Below are 14,044 nucleotides of genomic sequence, written 5' to 3'. Positions count from 1 at the left end.
AAAAGGTTTTGGTCGAATTTGACTTGACCAAAATGGTGCAACACATTAACGTATCATTCCCTTCTCACCCGTGAAGGACAGTCTTTTCGCGCGGCCCAAGATGCCGCTTTTCGATCAGGCGCGCTTCAACATTTGAAAGCTGTTTGCTCTAACCCACGCCACAAGCGTGAGGAATCCGTATCGGATCTTCAGTACTCCGGCTGAACGAGTCGCGTTTAGCGCCGCTTTGAACCGCATCTACGGGTGCGTACCGAACCGGCGTGACCGCACAAGAAAGGGAAGCCCAAAGACCTGTCGTTCCGTGCGATTCCGCCAGGAGAGAGCATCCGATCAATCTCCAATGGACCTTGAAAGGAACTTAGCAATGAGTATCGAACTGACAGGCGCGGAAATCGTCGTGCGCTGTTTGGCCGAAGAGGGCGTCGAGCACGTGTTCGGCTATCCCGGCGGCGCAGTGCTCTACATCTACGACGCCATCTTCAATCAAGACAAATTCCAGCACATCCTGGTGCGCCATGAGCAGGCGGCCATCCATGCGGCGGACGCGTACTCGCGCAGCTCGCAAAAAGTCGGCGTTGCTATCGTCACCTCCGGCCCCGGAGTGACGAACGCGGTTACCGGTCTGGCGACTGCTTACATGGATTCGGTCCCCATGGTCGTTATCTCCGGCCAGGTGCCCACGCATGCAATCGGCCAGGACGCCTTCCAGGAATGCGACACCGTGGGCATCACCCGCCCATGCGTGAAACACAACTTCCTCGTCAAGGATGTAAAGGATCTCGCCGCGACGATTAAGAAAGCCTTCTTTATCGCCACCACTGGCCGTCCGGGCCCGGTGCTGGTCGATATTCCGAAGGATATCTCGATGCACAAATGCGCATTCGAATATCCGAAGGAAGTCGAAATGCGCTCCTACAAGCCTGTCGACAAGGGACACTCCGGTCAGATCCGCAAGGCGGTGCAGCTGCTGCTGTCGGCAGAGCGCCCGATGATCTATACAGGCGGCGGCGTCATCCTGGCCAATGCGTCGGCAGAGTTGAACAAGCTGGTTGATAAGCTCGGCTATCCGTGCACGAATACGCTGATGGGCCTCGGCGCGTACAAGGCCTCGAGCGACAAATTCGTCGGCATGCCGGGCATGCATGGCACGTACGAAGCCAACATGGCGATGCAGCACTGCGACGTACTGATCGCCATCGGCGCGCGCTTCGACGACCGTGTGATCGGTAATCCGAAACACTTCGCGACGCATCCCCGCAAGATCATCCACATTGATATCGACCCGTCTTCGATTTCCAAGCGCGTCAAGGTCGACATTCCGATCGTCGGGAATGTGAAAGACGTGCTTCAGGAATTGCTGTCGCAGCTCGATGCCGCGGAAGCGGCCGTCAAGCCGAATGCTCAAGCGCTGGGCGCGTGGTGGCGCCAGATCAATGAATGGCGTGGTCGCGAATGCCTGAAATACGCAACGTCCGATGACGTGATCAAGCCGCAATCAGTGGTCGAGAAGCTGTGGGAAGTGACCAAGGGCGACGCCTTCATCACCTCCGACGTCGGCCAGCACCAGATGTGGGCTGCACAGTACTACCGCTTCGACAAGCCGCGCCGTTGGATCAATTCCGGCGGCCTGGGCACGATGGGTGTCGGTCTCCCGTACGCGATGGGCGTGCAGATGGCCAATCCGGGCGCGACCGTCGCCTGTATTACCGGCGAAGCGTCGATTCAGATGTGCATCCAGGAGCTCGCGACCTGCAAGCAGTATCACCTGACGCCGAAGATCATCCTGTTGAACAACCGCTTCCTTGGCATGGTGCGCCAGTGGCAGCAGATCGATTACGGTTCGCGCTATTCCGAGTCGTACATGGATTCGCTGCCGGACTTCAACAAGCTCGCGGAATCCTTCGGCCATGTCGGCATGAAGATCGAGAAGCCGGGCGATGTCGAAGGCGCGCTGAAAGAGGCGTTCGGCATGAAGGACAAACTGGTATTTATGAACTTCATTACGGATCAAACCGAGAACGTCTGGCCGATGGTGAAAGCCGGCAAAGGCTTGACTGAAATGCTCTTGGGTTCGGAGGATCTGTAATGCGTCATATCATTTCTGTTTTGCTTGAGAATGAAGCAGGGGCGTTGTCGCGAGTAGTGGCTTTGTTTTCCGCGCGTGGCTACAACATCGAAACCCTGACCGTGGCGCCGACGGAAGACGTTACCCTGTCACGCATGACTATCGTCACTACCGGGTCGGACGACGTGATCGAGCAGATCACCAAGCACCTGAACCGCCTGATCGAAGTCGTGAAAGTGGTGGACCTGACCGAAGGTGCCCATATCGAACGTGAACTTATGCTCATCAAGGTGCGTGCCGTTGGCAAGGAGCGCGAGGAAATGAAGCGTACTGCGGACATCTTCCGCGGTCGCATCATCGATGTCACCGAGAAAACGTACACGATCGAACTGACGGGTAACAAATCCAAGCTCGATGCTTTCATCGAGTCGATCGATCGGACAGCAATCCTTGAAACCGTCCGTACGGGCGGGTCGGGCATCGGCCGCGGCGAGCGTATTCTCAAAGTTTAGAACCAGTTTCACGCAATTAAACAAATAACCATATTAGGAAGATCAATGAAAGTTTTTTACGACAAAGACTGTGACCTGTCCCTCATCAAAGGCAAGAACGTCACCATCATCGGTTACGGATCGCAAGGCCATGCGCACGCGCAGAACCTGAACGACTCCGGCGTCAAGGTGACCGTCGGTTTGCGCAAGGGCGGCGCATCCTGGGAGAAGGCAAAGAACGCAGGCCTGAACGTCGCCGAAGTCAATGAGGCTGTCAAGGCTGCCGACGTTATCATGATCCTGCTGCCGGACGAGAATATCGCGCAGGTCTACAATGAAAACGTCGCTCCGAACGCCAAGCAAGGCGCGGTGCTGGCTTTTGCCCATGGCTTCAACGTGCACTACGGCCAGGTCGTGCCGCGCGCCGACCTCGACGTGATCATGGTTGCGCCTAAGGCCCCTGGCCACACCGTTCGCGGCACGTACACTCAAGGCGGCGGCGTGCCGCACCTCGTCGCCGTGTATCAGGACAAGTCCGGCAATGCCCGCGACATCGCTCTGTCCTATGCGATGGCCAACGGCGGCGGGCGTGCCGGCATTATCGAGACCAACTTCCGCGAAGAGACTGAAACCGACTTGTTCGGCGAGCAGGCTGTTCTGTGCGGCGGTACGGTCGAGCTGATCAAGGCTGGTTTTGAAACGCTGGTTGAAGCCGGTTATGCGCCGGAAATGGCGTACTTCGAGTGCTTGCACGAGCTGAAGCTGATCGTCGACCTGATCTATGAAGGCGGCATTGCCAACATGAACTACTCGATCTCGAACAATGCGGAATATGGCGAGTACGTGACTGGGCCGCGCGTCGTCACCGAAGACACCAAGAACGCAATGCGTCAGTGCCTGAAGGACATTCAGACCGGTGAATATGCGAAGAGCTTCATTTTGGAGAACAAGGCCGGTGCGCCGACCCTGCAATCCCGTCGCCGCCTCACCGCTGAGCACCAGATCGAGCAAGTTGGCGAGAAACTGCGCGCAATGATGCCGTGGATTAAGAAGAACAAACTGGTCGATCAGTCCAAGAACTAAATGCGACTTTGTCGGCTTGCCCCTTGATCAATGCGATCAATGCGGGTTAAGTAAAATAAATGGGGCGTACACAATGTGTCGCCCCATTTTTTTTGCGGCAACACACTTTCGAGGTGAACGAGGTGAGTTGCTTCTTGATGAGACACTATTACCCGGGAGAATGCAATTGTCAAAACTCAGAAATGCCCTGTTGGCGGTGCTGCTCTGCTGCGGAGTAAACAGTGCCTTTGCCCAGCCCGCGATACAGACATCAGGTGCGCTAGTCGTTGTTCCAGCCTTCGGCGAAGTACGGCAGCGCAATGATGAGGCGCATGCCACGTTGATGATCGAGGAGCAGGACAAGGATAAGGCGATGGCGGCATCGCGAGTGAATCAAAAAATGAAGCAGGGTATTGATATCATCAAGCGGGAAGATCCCCAAGCGATATTGCAAACCCGCGGATACTATACATACCCCGTATATGCGGACGAGCAGACCCCAAGGCCGGCCGGGAAGGCGCGGCAGCCGGTTGGCTGGCGTGTCGGGCACTATCTGGAGCTGACCACGACCAATATCACGGGCTTGCCGAATACAATCGCTTCCGTTCAGCGCATTCTTGCGCTCAATGGTTTGTATTTCGGATTGAGCGAGGCCGCCGCAAAGAAAGTGGAAGAGCAGCGTATTGCCGCCGCCTATCGGAATCTGACGGATCGTATCGCGGCCATTGCAAAGACAATGGGGCGAAGCCTCTCGGATGCGGTGCTGGATACCGTCGACTTCGAAGCCTCCGGTGCCTATGCGCCTCAGCAGGACCTGCGGGCATCAAAAACGATGATGGCTGCCGCTGTGCCCCCGGAGCGCGTGGAAGAACCAAGTTTTGAACCTGGCGAAACGACGTTGAGCATGCGGGTGGTCGGCAAGGTCAGGTTCAAGTGAGAAGGCGGCAAGAGTAATTCGGGGGTTACATTTACTTGTTGCTCGTCTAGAATAGCCACGCTTTTAGTATTTCATTATCAAACGGAGTGAAGTTGAACATTTGTCCGTGCCCTATCGTCGCGTGTGAGGATCAGCCTTTTCCGGGAAATTCGACAAGAATTGATTCTGGTCGGATCGTGATCTCATTGCATCATTATTGAAGCGGAATAAGCATGGCAACTTTTAATCGTCGTAAAGCGAAAAGCAACGTCGGATCCTTTTCCAAGGGGGGGCGGCTAAACAAGCGCGCCTTACACCACGCACCTCATCCAGAACAGATCCCACCGTCGGCACCAACCTTGCGCCGGCGCGGCATCTACTTGCTGCCGAACGCCTTTACGACCGCGAACCTGTTTTGCGGATTCTTTGCGATCGTGATGGCGATGAATCTGAAGTTCGATTTTGCATCGGTGGCGATCTTTGCCGCCATGCTGCTCGATAGCGTCGATGGGCGCGTCGCCCGACTGACCAATACGCAGAGCGAATTCGGCGCCCAATATGACAGCCTGTCCGACATGTTGTCGTTCGGTGCGGCGCCCGCGCTGGTGGTCTACGAATGGTCCTTGCGCGGTATGGGTAAGCTCGGATGGCTAGCTGCGTTCGTATATTGCGCGGGAGCGGCATTGCGCCTGGCACGTTTCAATACCAACATCGGCGTCGTCGACAAGCGCTATTTCCAAGGCTTGCCCAGCCCGGCGGCAGCGGCCTTGGTGACGGGATTTGTCTGGCTGATGGATGACCTACGCTTTACCGGCCTGGAGTTGAGCTGGTATGCATGGGCCATCACCTTGTACGCCGGCCTAACGATGGTGACAAACGTGCCGTTTTACAGTTTCAAGGAAGTGAATTTCCGCAAATCTGTGCCGTTCATCGCCATTTTTCTGATTGTGCTGGTATTCGTTCTCATTTCAAGCGATCCGCCTAAAGTGCTCTTTGGCATGTTCGTATTGTATGGATTGTCCGGCTATGTCATTTATTTCTGGCGCCTTGCAAAAGGAAAGCCCGTCAGCATCGTCGAGACAACGGAAGATCATGCTCCGGAGGCAAAAGAATAGCCCTCTGTGGTTTCCGACAATCACAAGACGTGGTTGCCGGAAACCGTAATGAAGTTAATGGCGAAAAATCCCCTGGATTGTCAGGCTGTTGCACTTTTCCACGATTCCGCTTATAGTTTTTCCATGTCTCGCGAAATCCACATTTCCGCATCCGCATCTTTCAGCAGCTTCCTGAACGGCCTGCTGCTGTCGCTACTACTAGTGCGTTAACGCGCGCTAAATCCCATTTTCCACAATTCGTGTCGTATCCGGCCCATGATGATGAATGCAAGGGCGGGCCAAATACCATTTAGAACCAATTCGATCACCGACTTCCCGAGGAGTGCAGCATGGCCGACAAACTGATTATTTTCGACACCACTTTGCGCGACGGCGAACAATCGCCTGGCGCCTCGATGACCAAGGATGAAAAAATCCGCATCGCAAAGCAGTTGGAGCGACTGCGCGTGGATGTGATCGAAGCCGGCTTTGCTGCGGCGTCGCCCGGCGATTTCGAGGCGATCAAGGCGATTGCCGGAATCATCAAGGATTCCACCGTTTGCTCGCTGTCCCGCGCCAATGATCGCGACATTTCTCGTGCGGCGGAAGCCCTTGCACCAGCGGCCAGGAAACGTATTCATACGTTCATCGCGACGTCTCCGCTGCACATGGAAAAGAAGCTTCGCATGTCTCCGGATCAGGTATTCGAGCAAGCCAAGCTGGCGGTTCGTTTTGCCCGGCAATTTACTGATGATATCGAGTTCAGCCCGGAAGACGGCAGCCGTTCCGATATGGACTTCCTGTGCCGCGTGATCGAGGCGGTCATCAACGAAGGGGCGCGCACGATTAATTTTGCGGACACGGTTGGCTATGGCGTACCTGAGTTGTACGGCAACATGATCAAGACGTTGCGCGAGCGTATTCCGAATTCCGACAAGGCGATCTGGTCCGTGCATTGTCACAACGATCTTGGCATGGCAGTCGCCAACTCGCTGGCCGGCGTCCAGATTGGCGGTGCACGCCAGGTCGAGTGCACAATCAATGGCTTGGGTGAGCGCGCCGGCAATACTGCGCTTGAAGAGGTCGTGATGGCAGTGAAAACGCGGAAAGACTATTTTAATCTCGAATTGGGCATCGACACGACCCAGATTGTGCCGGCATCCAAACTGGTGTCCCAGATTACCGGTTTTGCAGTGCAGCCGAACAAGGCCGTGGTTGGCGCCAATGCGTTTGCGCATGCGTCCGGCATTCATCAGGATGGCGTGCTGAAGGCGCGCGACACCTATGAAATCATGCGCGCGGAAGACGTAGGCTGGACAGCAAACAAGATTGTGCTCGGTAAATTGTCCGGGCGTAATGCATTCAAGCAGCGCTTGGAAGAACTCGGTATCGAACTTGACTCCGAAGCGGATGTAAATGCTGCGTTTGCTCGTTTTAAGGAATTGGCCGATCGTAAGTCTGACATTTTCGATGAAGACATCATTGCGCTGGTATCCGACGAGCAGCATTCTCACGACAATGAGCATTATCGTTTCGTATCGCTGTCTCAACACTCCGAAACGGGGGAAAAGCCCCGTGCAAAGGTCGTGTTCTCGATGGGGGGCAAAGAAGTAGTGTGCGAAGGGCAGGGTAACGGCCCGGTCGATGCGACCGTCAATGCGATCGAATCGCGGGCCGAAAGCGGCTCGGAGCTCTTGCTGTTCTCGGTCAATGCAATCACTACCGGTACACAGTCGCAAGGCGAGGTAACGATGCGCCTCGCCAAGGCCGGACGCATTGTCAACGGCGTGGGTGCCGATCCGGATATCGTGGTGGCATCGGCAAAGGCCTACTTGTCTGCCTTGAACAAATTGCATTCCAAGTCAGAGAAGTTGAATCCGCAACTTTGATCACACCTATAAACGGAAAAGCGCCCGCATCAAGCAGGCGCTTTTTCTTTGTGTTGGAATTAGCGGCGCCGAAACATTCCAAATGGGAAGCGTTCGTCCGGGTCGAAGCGCGGATCCGGGGCGTTCATCATCTTACGTACCACCCCTGATCTGTCAAAGTGAATGTGCATCAGTGAATTCCACACGCCGTTTTCTTTGTAAGGATAGGACCAGACCTCAAGATCGCTTAAGCTGAGATATGAGGTTTCGCTGGGGGCGCCGACGGTACGCAGGACGTCGTCCTTGGTCGCTTCTCCGATTTTAATCGATGCGAATTTTGGGGATGTTAAAACTTGATCAAAAGAAATAACTTTGCCGTCAGGGCCGATACGTGCCATATAGGTTGCCTGCCCCCACGGACCTTGCGCATATTCCAGTAAGTGACTTCGACCATCGGCATAGCGATGGGTTGGCTGACCGCGCTTGGCAATGACTTGTGCTTCGCTGTCGCAAACATTGACTGGCTCCGGGAAAAGCGTGGCGCAGGAACACAACGCCGTCAAAAATCCGAGGAGCAACAATCGGCCGGAAAATTTCATGATTTCTCCGCTAAAAACAGCCAAAAGCGAGCTAAGTATTTGAATCCTTTTGGCATTTCCTATATACTGCGCTACTTGGCCAATTTGGCCAAGTTTTTATCAATGTGTCACGGTGTACGGGGTTGCGACTCCATCCACCGCATGTGAAAGGTAATCATGACAGTAGAAAATATCAACAAGGCCGCCATCATTGCGGACAATGCTCGTGGCACGAACGATACCGGTTCTCCCGAAGTGCAAGTCGCACTGCTGACCGCACGTATCAATGAGCTCAACAACCATTTCAAGGCCCACGCCAAGGATCACCACTCCCGCCGCGGCCTGATCATGATGGTTAATCGTCGCAAGAGCCTGCTCTCCTATCTGAAGGGCAAGGACGCAAACCGTTATCGCGCCCTGATCGAGAAGCTCGGCCTGCGCAAGTAATTTTTTTGCGACATTCGCTCGGTTTATAGCTGAAATGCCTGCGTCAGCCTGCTGATGCGGGCATTTTGCCATTTTGTGGTTTGTAATTCGATAGCGATCAAGTAGTGAAGGTGACAGGTCATTCGTGATATGTCATCCGTGGTGAGGTGAACGACAGCGCCTGAAAATCTGTCGGCAAAAATAGAAAGGAAACACCGTGTTCAATAAAGTTACCAAGACCTTCCAGTACGGCCAGCATCAAGTCACGTTGGAGACAGGTGAAATTGCTCGCCAAGCATCCGGTGCCGTGCTCGTATCGATCGAAGATACCGTGGTGCTGGCGACCGTCGTCGCGAAGAAGGATGTCAAGGCGGGGCAGGATTTTTTCCCGCTGACCGTCGATTATGTCGAGAAGAGCTATGCGGCCGGACGTATTCCGGGCGGTTTTTTCAAGCGTGAAGGCCGTCCGTCCGAAAAGGAGACGCTGACCTCGCGCCTGATCGATCGCCCGATTCGCCCGCTGTTCCCGGAAGGCTATCTGAACGAAGTACAGGTCATCGTGCATGTCCTGTCTGTCAATCCTGAAATCGATCCGGATATCGCATCGATGATCGGCGCGTCGGCTGCGATCTGCGTTGCCGGCATCCCGTTCAGCGGCCCGCTCGGCGCGGCACGCGTCGGCTATGTCGACGGACAATACGTGTTGAACCCGACTGCATCGCAGTTGGCGAAATCGCAAATGGATCTGGTTGTCGCCGGTACCGAACAGGCCGTGCTGATGGTGGAATCGGAAGCGAACCAGCTGTCCGAGGAAGTCATGCTTGGCGCCGTGGTGTACGGCCATGAGCAGATGAAGGTCGTGATCGACGCCATCCATGACCTCGTGCGCGACGGCGGCAAGCCGGAAGTCGTATGGAATCCGCCGGCGAAGAACGAAGCGCTGATCGCACGCGTGACCGAACTGGCTGAAGCCAAGCTGCGCGAGGCATATCAGACCAAGGACAAGCAGGCGCGCACGGCCAAGCTCAATACCGTGTCCGCAGAGGTGAATGCGGCGCTGGCAGCGGAAGCCGCTGCGGCAGGCGCCGCAGCACCGGATTCGGCCGAAGTCGGCAGCATCCTGTTCGACCTGGAAGCAAAGATCGTTCGCTCGCAGATCCTCGAAGGCGAGCCGCGTATCGACGGCCGCGACACTCGCACCGTGCGTCCGATTTCGATTAGCACCAGCGTGCTGCCGCGTACTCACGGCTCTGCACTGTTCACCCGTGGCGAAACGCAGGCGCTGGTGGTGGCAACCCTCGGCACTGCACGCGACGAGCAGAAGATCGATGCATTGATGGGCGAGTATTCCGACCGCTTCATGCTTCACTACAACATGCCTCCGTTCGCGACCGGTGAAACTGGCCGCGTGGGCACGCCGAAGCGCCGCGAAATCGGCCACGGCCGTTTAGCCAAGCGTGCACTGCAGGCTGCGCTGCCGGCACCGGAAGAGTTCAGCTATTCGGTGCGTCTGGTTTCGGAAATCACTGAGTCGAATGGTTCGTCGTCGATGGCGTCGGTGTGCGGCGGTTGTTTGGCGTTGATGGATGCGGGCGTGCCGATGAAAGCGCATGTAGCTGGCATTGCAATGGGCCTGATCAAGGATGGCAGCAAGTTCGCCGTGCTGACCGACATTCTGGGTGATGAAGATCACCTGGGCGATATGGACTTCAAGGTCGCCGGTACCGCTAACGGCATTACCGCGCTGCAGATGGACATCAAGATCCAGGGCATCACCAAGGAAATCATGCAAGTCGCGCTGGCACAAGCCAAGGAAGGCCGCATGCACATCCTGGCGAAGATGCAGGAAGCCGTCCCGGCTGGAAAGGCGGAGCTGTCCGACTTCGCTCCGCGCCTGATCACCATCAAGATCAATCCGGAAAAAATCCGTGACGTGATCGGCAAGGGTGGCGCGGTCATCCGCGCGCTGACCGAAGAAACCGGCACCCAGATCGACATCAGCGATGAGGGTGTGGTGACGATTGCTTCGGTCGACGCTGCCGCCGGCCAGGAAGCCAAGCGCCGTATCGAAGAGCTGACCGCCTCCGTCGAAGTGGGCAAGATCTATGATGGCGTCGTACTCAAGCTGCTCGACTTCGGCGCAATCGTGCAAGTCCTGCCGGGACGCGACGGTCTGCTGCACATCAGCCAGATCGCCAACGAGCGCGTCAACGCCGTAGGCGACTACCTGAAGGAAGGCCAGCAGGTACGTGTCAAGGTGCTGGAGACCGATGAGCGCGGCCGCCTGAAATTATCGATGAAGGCTGCAGCCGCCGAAGAAGGTGGCGCGGCGCAACAACAGCAGTAAGGCGAAGCGGATGACGATCGCTTAGGCCGTCGTCATCAATGAAAACCGCCCGCAGCAGTCGCTCGGGCGGTTTTTTTTATTGCTTCGCGCCTGAGGGCAGGGCGGGATGCGCGAAGTCAGCTGTAGTACGTGGTTTCGCTTTCTTTTAAGTGTGCCATCAGGTGCTGCTTGAACATATCCAGTTTTTCCTCTCCGAATTCCAGATGCGGCGAAAAGAATTCGTAGGCATTTTTTCCGCGATCCTTGGCGCGGTACATCGCGCTGTCTGCGTTCTTCAAAAGCGTCAGCTCATCATTGCCGTCATCAGGGAAAATGCTGATCCCGATGCTGACGCTCAGTTGGCAGTCGCGGTCAGCGACGCGCACCGGGCGTAATGCGGCATCAAGAAGTTTTTGCGCGACATCTGCGGCATACCGGCCGTCGCCGAGATCCTCGATCAAGACATAGAATTCGTCGCCGCCCATGCGGGCAATCTTGTCGGTATGGCGAAGGCAGTTGCGCAGGCGCGCGGCAACTTCCCGTAGCACGTGGTCACCAGCATCGTGGCCGAGCGTATCGTTGATTTCCTTGAACTTGTCGAGGTCGAGGAAAAAGACAGCGAATTTCTTGCCATGTCTTTTTGCATTGCGCAGCGCCAGATCGAGGTATTCCTTGAAGAGAAACCGGTTCGGCAGCGACGTCAGTCCGTCATAGTGCGCCAGGTAGCGAATCTTTTCTTCCGAGGCGCGGCCCTCGATCGCAATCCCGGCGAGATTGGTGCAGATGTTAAAGAGCTGCAAGTCTCTGGCGGACGGCGCAGATGGCTCCATGAAATAGAGAGCAAAGGTACCGAGAATTTTCTTGTTCTTCCCGAAAATTGGCCAGGAGGTGCACGCTCTCAGGCCATGCGCGAGCGCAAGATCGCGGCGCGACTCCCAGAGCGGATCGGTCGCGATATCGGTGACGATTACCGGCGCCGCACGGAAGACGGCTGTGCCGCATGAGCAATTGGCCGGCCCGACTTTGCTGTCGGCGAGCCGTGAAAGATAGGTTTGCGGCAGGCTGGGAGCGATCCGGTCGGTAAGCGCGGAGCCATCGCCGTTGAGTTGCATTATCGAACACAGGCCGTGATCTGACTGACTTTCGACGAATCGTGCTATTTCCAACAGGATTTCCGGCAACGCGACCCCGGTCGCGACCATATTGAGGATGCGATTCTGCCCCAGTTGCAGCGACTCGGTGCGTTTGCGTTCGGTGATGTCACGCACAACCACTTGTACCGCCGGCTCGTCGTTGTACATCAGGTTGGTCGCCGCGATCTCCGCATTGAACCTGCTTCCATCCATACGCAGCCAGATCTGTTCGATGAATGGCGTGGATGGCAGGGATGCCGGCGCCAGCCGGGCTCTCTCCTGAAACAGGGCATGATAATCGGGATGAATGAAATCGAAAATGCTGCGGCCAAGCAGCCGTGCGGTGTCGGCTGTGCCGAGCATCCGGCCGCCGGCTTGATTGAGAAGGGCCAGCTTGCCGTCACGGTAAACAAAAATCGCCTCGGGAGACAGTTCAACTAGCTGGCGATAACGCATGGCGCTGTCTTTTAGAATGGCTTGGCTTTGCTTAAGCTCGGATATGTCGCGAATGAACGCCGTGAAGATGGGCTCGTTTGCGACGCTAAGCGGGACGACCGCGAGCTCCACTGGAAAAATCGTGCCGTCTGATCGCATCGCCGTCAGCTCGACGCGTCGGTTGAGCATGGTGCTCGTCCCGTTGGAAAGAAAACGCTCGACGGCAGGCTGATGGCGATCGCGCCATTCTTGCGGGATGATGGTATCGACCAAGGGCTTTCCGAGTACTTGGTCGCGGCTATAACCGAATGTGCGCTCGGCGGCTTCGTTGAAGCTGATGATTTCACCCTTGCGATTGATCGAGACGATGCAATCGAGTGCGGCTGTCAGGATTGCGCTCTTGAAGCGTTCGCTGTCGACCAATGCGGCCTCGATCGCCTTGCGCTGCGCTTCGCGCTCGTAGTTTTCGATCGCGAACGAAATATCGAGAGCCATTTCCTCCAGCAGCTCGATCAGCTGCTCATCGAAAAAGTCTTTTTCTGCGGAATACAGATTCAATGCGCCTAGCGTTTTGCCGGCAATGTGAAAAGGAAAGCTTGCAAGAGATTGATATTCCGCCTCATTAGCTGCTTTCAGGCGGTGGCTCGGGTGGGGAGTGCTGTAAAGATCGTTGCAGATATTCGGCCGATTCTCCCTGAGCGCCATGCCGATCACGCCGCAGCCTTCGGGCTTGGAGTCGTCGACTGAGACCGAGAGGTGCTGAAGTGCGTCGGGGTTCTTGCCGTATGACGCGACGCTGATGACTTGCTTGCTGGTGTGGTCAATCAGGCCGATCCACGCCATGTGAAAGCGGCCATGCTCGACCGCAATGCGGCAAATTTCACGGAACAGTGCATCCCGCTCGCCGATTCGAACGATCGCCTGATTGGTCTGACTGAGCGTGGCGTACAGATCGCGCAGCCGAGCGATTTTTCTTTCGTTCTGCTTGCGTTCGTCTATGTCGGAAAAGGTGCCTACCATGCGGACTGCCTGCCCGTTGCGGTCGCGCTCGATGATTTTGCCGCTGATGTTGACCCAACGCCAAGTATGCTGGGAATCCCTCAGGCGCAGTTCCGCCTTGTAGAACGCGCCGTCCGTGCCGGCCGTCCCCTTAAGTGCATCACGCAGCTGGCGGCGAAAATTTTCCTGGTCGTCGTTATGGATGATGGCGGGTAGTGTGCTGGAGCGCCAAGCTGTCCCGGGTTCTAGCAACGAGTCAATAAAGCTCTCCATTGGCTCGCCGCAGACATAAAGCTTATCGTCGGGAATGTGCCAGTCAAACGCCATCTGGCGCGAACTCTCGAGTGCAAGAATAAGCCGTTCATTGATTGCCGATAAATGCATTTTTAAATGCTTTCTATTTGGCCTGGAAACAAGAGCGAGCTGCATGGCTGTGCCTCGACATGAGTTTATATTTCCGTTTGGAAATGAAACTTGTCAATTTAGTTCCCGTTCTTTTGTAACAAATGAAACAAGGTCGGTGCAGCAATGAGGCGATCGTTGTTCAGGCTGTTTTCAATGTCCCGCGCTATTCTTGGCTAGTTTGCGTGTAACAATGTTGCGATGCATCAATTGTTGTCTATTAGCATTTCCATGCGCCAGATATCCGCC

At 55.9% G+C, this 14,044-nt stretch carries 10 protein-coding genes; 8 read left to right on the top strand and 2 right to left on the bottom strand.

All coding sequences use genetic code 11. The features are described 5' to 3' along the window. The first annotated feature begins 364 nt into the window (after window positions 1-364). The 6 genes from FAY22_RS10070 to FAY22_RS10045 all read left to right on the top strand — a co-directional run bounded on the left by FAY22_RS10070 (window position 365) and on the right by FAY22_RS10045 (window position 7,517). Window positions 365-2,086 carry an acetolactate synthase 3 catalytic subunit gene (locus FAY22_RS10070; protein WP_146330072.1) on the top strand — a complete coding sequence of 574 codons (1,722 nt, stop codon included), beginning with the start codon at window positions 365-367 and terminating at the stop codon, window positions 2,084-2,086. Beyond that, entirely contained in the window at window positions 2,086-2,577 is a 492-nt protein-coding gene (gene ilvN / locus FAY22_RS10065) for an acetolactate synthase small subunit (protein ID WP_040040971.1), read from the top strand. Before FAY22_RS10070 ends, ilvN begins: the two co-directional genes overlap by 1 nt. Window positions 2,578-2,622: 45 nt before the next feature. Next, window positions 2,623-3,639, top strand: coding sequence for a ketol-acid reductoisomerase (gene ilvC, locus FAY22_RS10060; RefSeq protein WP_040040972.1), 1,017 nt, complete (start codon window positions 2,623-2,625; stop codon window positions 3,637-3,639). A gap of 160 nt (window positions 3,640-3,799) precedes the next feature. Further along, window positions 3,800-4,555 (top strand): SIMPL domain-containing protein, encoded by a 756-nt coding sequence (locus tag FAY22_RS10055; RefSeq protein WP_146330071.1) that lies wholly within the window; start codon window positions 3,800-3,802, stop codon window positions 4,553-4,555. A 212-nt stretch (window positions 4,556-4,767) separates the two neighbouring features. Then, window positions 4,768-5,649, top strand: coding sequence for a CDP-diacylglycerol--serine O-phosphatidyltransferase (gene pssA / locus FAY22_RS10050; protein WP_146330070.1), 882 nt, complete (start codon window positions 4,768-4,770; stop codon window positions 5,647-5,649). A 329-nt stretch (window positions 5,650-5,978) separates the two neighbouring features. Further along, the gene (locus tag FAY22_RS10045; RefSeq protein ID WP_146330069.1) at window positions 5,979-7,517 is read left to right on the top strand and encodes a 2-isopropylmalate synthase; all 1,539 of its coding nucleotides are present in this window, start codon (window positions 5,979-5,981) and stop codon (window positions 7,515-7,517) included. A gap of 59 nt (window positions 7,518-7,576) precedes the next feature. On the opposite strand, the gene FAY22_RS10040 is transcribed toward FAY22_RS10045, so the two are convergent. Continuing rightward, window positions 7,577-8,095: an outer membrane protein assembly factor BamE gene (locus FAY22_RS10040; RefSeq protein ID WP_146330068.1), complete on the bottom strand. Its 519-nt coding sequence runs from the start codon at window positions 8,093-8,095 to the stop codon at window positions 7,577-7,579. Window positions 8,096-8,251: 156 nt separating this feature from the next. On the opposite strand from FAY22_RS10040, the gene rpsO reads away from it, so the two are divergent. Next, window positions 8,252-8,521, top strand: a complete 270-nt coding sequence (rpsO, locus tag FAY22_RS10035; RefSeq protein ID WP_040040977.1) for a 30S ribosomal protein S15 — start codon at window positions 8,252-8,254, stop codon at window positions 8,519-8,521. A 196-nt stretch (window positions 8,522-8,717) separates the two neighbouring features. After that, window positions 8,718-10,847, top strand: coding sequence for a polyribonucleotide nucleotidyltransferase (pnp, locus tag FAY22_RS10030; protein WP_146330067.1), 2,130 nt, complete (start codon window positions 8,718-8,720; stop codon window positions 10,845-10,847). 116 nt (window positions 10,848-10,963) lie between these two features. Here the strand turns inward: pnp and FAY22_RS10025 are convergent, their stop codons facing one another. After that, the gene (locus FAY22_RS10025) at window positions 10,964-13,822 is read right to left on the bottom strand and encodes a diguanylate cyclase domain-containing protein (protein ID WP_146330066.1); all 2,859 of its coding nucleotides are present in this window, start codon (window positions 13,820-13,822) and stop codon (window positions 10,964-10,966) included. Window positions 13,823-14,044: the final 222 nt, after the last annotated feature.

Origin of the sequence: Noviherbaspirillum sp. UKPF54, assembly GCF_007874125.1 — a bacterium.
Lineage (GTDB): Bacteria > Pseudomonadota > Gammaproteobacteria > Burkholderiales > Burkholderiaceae_D > Noviherbaspirillum.
The sequence above is the reverse complement of the archived record's forward strand: the minus strand, read 5'-3'. Positions and strand labels throughout refer to the sequence as shown.

Coding starts and splice junctions, on each gene's coding strand:
- pssA (WP_146330070.1), top strand. CDS start 4,768: ATGGCAACTTTTAATCGTCGTAAAGCGAAAAGCAACGTCGGATCCTTT.
- FAY22_RS10040 (WP_146330068.1), bottom strand. CDS start 8,095: ATGAAATTTTCCGGCCGATTGTTGCTCCTCGGATTTTTGACGGCGTTG.
- ilvC (WP_040040972.1), top strand. CDS start 2,623: ATGAAAGTTTTTTACGACAAAGACTGTGACCTGTCCCTCATCAAAGGC.
- FAY22_RS10025 (WP_146330066.1), bottom strand. CDS start 13,822: ATGCAGCTCGCTCTTGTTTCCAGGCCAAATAGAAAGCATTTAAAAATG.
- FAY22_RS10055 (WP_146330071.1), top strand. CDS start 3,800: ATGCAATTGTCAAAACTCAGAAATGCCCTGTTGGCGGTGCTGCTCTGC.
- rpsO (WP_040040977.1), top strand. CDS start 8,252: ATGACAGTAGAAAATATCAACAAGGCCGCCATCATTGCGGACAATGCT.
- ilvN (WP_040040971.1), top strand. CDS start 2,086: ATGCGTCATATCATTTCTGTTTTGCTTGAGAATGAAGCAGGGGCGTTG.
- FAY22_RS10045 (WP_146330069.1), top strand. CDS start 5,979: ATGGCCGACAAACTGATTATTTTCGACACCACTTTGCGCGACGGCGAA.
- FAY22_RS10070 (WP_146330072.1), top strand. CDS start 365: ATGAGTATCGAACTGACAGGCGCGGAAATCGTCGTGCGCTGTTTGGCC.